Consider the following 3,275-nt stretch of genomic DNA (forward strand, 5'->3'; position numbering starts at 1 on the left):
ATCCGCGACGGCGTGCGCCAGGTGATGATCCCGCTGTGGAACGCGTGGTCGTTCTTCGCGCTCTACGCCAACACCGCCCGAGGAGGGGAGGGGTATGCCGCCCAGCGGCGCACCGACTCCACCGACGTCCTCGACCGGTACCTCATGGCCAAGCTGCGCGAGTTCGTCGAGACGATGCAGGACCAGCTGGACCGCTACGAGATCGCGGCCGCGTGCGACACCATGCGGACCTTCGTCGACGTGCTGACGAACTGGTACATCCGCCGCTCGCGGGACCGCTTCTGGGGCGGTGAGTCGGAGGAGTCCCTCGCGGCCTTCGACACCCTGTGGACCGCGCTCGAGACGGTCACCCGCGCCGTGGCGCCGCTCCTGCCGCTCATGACGGAGGAGATCTGGCGCGGCCTCACGGGCGAGCGCTCGGTGCACCTCACCGACTACCCCGCGGCCGACGAGTTCCCTGCCGACCACGCGCTCGTCGTGGCGATGGACCGGGCCCGTGACGTGTGCTCGGTCGGATCCAGCCTGCGCAAGGCCAAGGGCCTCCGCGCGCGCCTGCCGTTGAGCAGCCTCTCGGTGGTCGTTCCCGAGGCCGCGTCGCTCGAACCGTTCCGCGGGATCATCATGGACGAGCTCAACGTCAAGGACCTCGACCTCGTCGACCTCACCACGGCCAGTGAGGCCGACTACGGCGTCGAGCAGCGCCTGACCGTCAACGCCCGCGCCGCGGGCCCGCGCCTCGGCCGGGACGTCCAGGCGGCCATCAAGGGCAGCAAGACGGGTGACTGGTCGGTGTCCCCGGACGGCGCCGTGACCTCCGGCGGACTCGAGCTCGTCGAGGGCGAGTACTCGATCGAGGCCGTCGTCACCGAGCCCGGCGATGGGGCATCCGCGGGCGCCACGGCGATGCTGCCCGGCGGCGGCTTCATCATGCTCGACACCGACGTCACGCCCGAGCTCGCCACCGAGGGCGTCGCCCGCGACCTCGTCCGCGCCGTCCAGCAGGCCCGGCGCGATGCCGGCCTGCACGTCAGCGACCGCATCAGCCTGACGATCCAGGGCAGCCCCGAGGTCTTCGAGGCCACGGTCACCCACCGAGACCTGCTCGTCGCCGAGACCCTGGCCACGCAGTTCTCGTCCGCCGGGCCGGACCACCAGCTCGCCGACGGTGTCGGCACCGAGGTGTCGGTCGGCGAGGGCTACAAGGCAACCGTCCTGGTGGCGAAGGCATGACTGAGATGGAGTCCAGAATGACGTCGAGTCCCTCCACGGGCCGGCCGGCCGGCAACCTCGTCGTGCGCACCGCCGAGGGCAACGACCTCGATGCGGTCCTCAGCATCGGCCACCGCACCTGGCCGGTGATCCACGAGCCCATCGCCGGGATGGACTACGTCGCCATGGGACTGGCCAAGTGGTGGACCAGCGACGTGGTCGCGGCCTCGATCCGCCAGGGCCGCACCCTCGTCGCCGAGCTCGACGGGGAGGTGGTGGGGATGGCCGCCTTCGGCACGCAGGACGACGGTTTCGTGCTGTGGAAGCTCTACGTCCTCCACGAGCACCACGGCAGGGGCATCGGCTCCCGGCTCATGGACGCGGTCGTCGAGCGGGCCGTCGAGCTCGGCCACACCCGGATCACGGTGGCCTACCCCGAGGGGAACGCCTACGCCGAGCGTTTCCACCGCGCCCATCGCTTCCACGAGAGCCACCGGGAGCCCTCCGGCTCCGGCCTGCCCGACACGATCTGGATGGTCCGCGAGCTCGCCTCAGGAGACGATGCGGGTCCTGCCGATCATGCCGGCTCTGCCGGCCCTGCTGCCTCGGTCGAGGGAACCTCGTGACCGGACGGCCGGACGCAGCTGCCCAGGAGGCGGCCCGCAACCTCGAGGAGATGAAGCGGATGCGCGAGATCGAGGAGGCGATCCTCGCTCGGGCCCCGGAGAACGACATCGGCCCCTCTCTCGAGCGCATCGCCGCGGTGATGGAGCTCGCGGGCGACCCCCAGCGCGCCTATCCCGTCATCCACCTCACCGGCACCAACGGCAAGACGTCGACGAGCCGGATGATCGACTCGATCCTGCGGGAGACCGGTCTGGCCACCGGACGGTTCACATCGCCCCACCTTCATGACCTCCGGGAGCGGATCACGCTGTCGGGCAAGCCGATTCCCCGGGCGAAGTTCATCTCGGCCCATGACGAGATGGCGCCGCTGATCGAGATCGTCGACGCCAGGTCCCTCGAGTCGGGGGGGCGGCGGATGAACTTCTTCGAGGTCCTCGTCGCGATCGCGTTCGCGGCGTTCGCGGATGCGCCGGTCGACGTCGCGATCGTCGAGGTGGGTCTGGGCGGCTCCTGGGACGCCACCAACGTCGCCGACGGCACGGTGGCCGTCATCACGCCGATCGATCTCGACCACACCCACCTCCTCGGCGACGACATCGTCGACATCGCCCACGAGAAGAGCGGCATCATCAAGGCCGGGTCGGTGACCGTGTCGGCGGTCCAGGATCCCGACGTCGCGGCCGTGCTCGCAGGGCGGGCGGAGGAGGTCGGGTCCGACCTGCGAGTCGAGGGCGACAGCTTCGGCGTGCTCGCGCGCGACGTGGCCCTCGGTGGGCAGCAGGTGAGCATCCGCGGCCTCGCCGGCGAGTACCCCGACCTGTTCCTGCCCCTGCACGGCGCCCACCAGGCGAGCAACCTCGCCACCGCGATCGCGGCTGTCGAGAGCCTCGTGGGCGGGGGCGCGCAGGCCCTCGATCAGGGCGTGCTCGCTGCAGCCGTGTCCCGGATGACCTCACCGGGTCGCCTCGAGGTCGTGCGGCGATCGCCCACGGTGCTCGTCGATGCCGCCCACAACCCGCACGGAGCCCGCTCCCTCGTCGCCGCCCTCGACGAGGCCTTCACCTTCACGCGCCTCGTCGGTCTTGTCGGCATCGTGACCGACAAGGACGCCGCAGCGATCCTCGAGGCCCTCGAGCCCAGGCTCGACCACGTCGTCGTCTCGCGCAGCTCGTCACCGCGCGCGATGCCCGCGGCGAGGCTCGGGGCGCTCGCCGTCGAGATCTTCGGCGAGTCGCGCGTCACGGTGGAGCCCGACCTGCCGGAGGCCCTCGACCGTGCCATCACGCTCGCCGAGGAGGACGGCCTCGGGGGCGGAGTCATCGTCACGGGATCGGTGATCACGGCGGGCGAGGTCCGGCAGCTGCTCGGCGTCACCGACGTCTGAGCCCGGGGGCTGCGGCAGGGCTGGGAGGCCGCAGCGGGCTGGATGCCGGCTCAGC

General features: G+C 71.3%; 3 protein-coding genes. All 3 read left to right on the forward strand.

The window, feature by feature from the left end; genetic code table 11:
• A partial coding sequence (locus tag LOY02_RS18625) for a class I tRNA ligase family protein (protein WP_317183861.1) occupies positions 1-1,230 on the forward strand: 1,230 nt, incomplete at its 5' end.
• Between the two features lie 17 nt (positions 1,231-1,247).
• Positions 1,248-1,835, forward strand: a complete 588-nt coding sequence (locus tag LOY02_RS18630) for a GNAT family N-acetyltransferase (RefSeq protein ID WP_317183862.1) — start codon at positions 1,248-1,250, stop codon at positions 1,833-1,835.
• Positions 1,832-3,220 carry a folylpolyglutamate synthase/dihydrofolate synthase family protein gene (locus tag LOY02_RS18635; protein ID WP_317183863.1) on the forward strand — a complete coding sequence of 463 codons (1,389 nt, stop codon included), beginning with the start codon at positions 1,832-1,834 and terminating at the stop codon, positions 3,218-3,220. The genes LOY02_RS18630 and LOY02_RS18635 overlap by 4 nt, the downstream gene beginning before the upstream one ends.
• The last annotated feature ends 55 nt before the right edge of the window (positions 3,221-3,275 follow it).

Source organism: Intrasporangium sp. (assembly GCF_032907665.1).
In the GTDB taxonomy this organism is placed as follows: domain Bacteria; phylum Actinomycetota; class Actinomycetes; order Actinomycetales; family Dermatophilaceae; genus Intrasporangium.

Bases quoted from the DNA above. Each gene is read 5' to 3' on its own strand.
- LOY02_RS18630 (WP_317183862.1), top strand. From the start codon at position 1,248: ATGACGTCGAGTCCCTCCACGGGCCGGCCGGCCGGCAACCTCGTCGTG.